The sequence below is a fragment of the Paraburkholderia sp. RL17-373-BIF-A genome (assembly GCF_046030175.1).
GTDB lineage: Bacteria > Pseudomonadota > Gammaproteobacteria > Burkholderiales > Burkholderiaceae > Paraburkholderia.
Window position 1 is genome coordinate 1 of the sequence record NZ_JARESO010000390.1, and the last position, 546, is coordinate 546.

Consider the following 546-nt stretch of genomic DNA (forward strand, 5'->3'; position numbering starts at 1 on the left):
TATGCGTGCAAACGCGTCGGGATAGTTCTTACGCAGCGTCGCTAACGCAATGCGCGTAGCTCGCCACCAATCCTCTGGGTCCTGTTCTGACCATCGGTGCCTCGGCCTCGATATTTCCAGCGGATAGCGAGCGGTCCCGACGACATGTCCATTGTCGGCCAGCAGGAGGGCCTTCAATTCCGTCGTGCCGAGGTCAATGCCAAGAAACATTAATTGAACTCAAGATACGTCTTGCCCATATCGCCTAGAGGTCGAAGTTGGTTGGCATCAGGACCACGTCACGGATGGTCATACCACGTTGCCGCGTCAGCATGAACATAATGACCTCCGCTACCTCGCTGGGCTCAAGCAGACTCCCCGACTCTTTAGCTTCCTTGAGTTTTTCCTCCGGCCAGTCAGCGAGCAGTGCGCTAGCGACCGGTCCGGGCGAGACGGAGCCAACGCGTATTCCATGTTTGAAAACCTGGCGCCGCACCGTCTGGACAAAGCAGTTAATGGCCCATTTGGACGACGCATAGACCGGCTCCCAGGGCGTCGGGAAGTGAG

At 57.3% G+C, this 546-nt stretch carries 2 protein-coding genes; both read right to left on the bottom strand.

Features of this window, described 5'->3' with window-relative positions:
- Positions 1-210: FGGY family carbohydrate kinase (locus tag P0D80_RS51020; protein ID WP_408183814.1), on the bottom strand; the 210-nt coding region annotated here is incomplete at its 3' end.
- A gap of 34 nt (positions 211-244) precedes the next feature.
- The coding region (locus P0D80_RS51025) for an SDR family oxidoreductase (RefSeq protein ID WP_408183815.1) at positions 245-546 on the bottom strand (302 nt) is incomplete at its 5' end.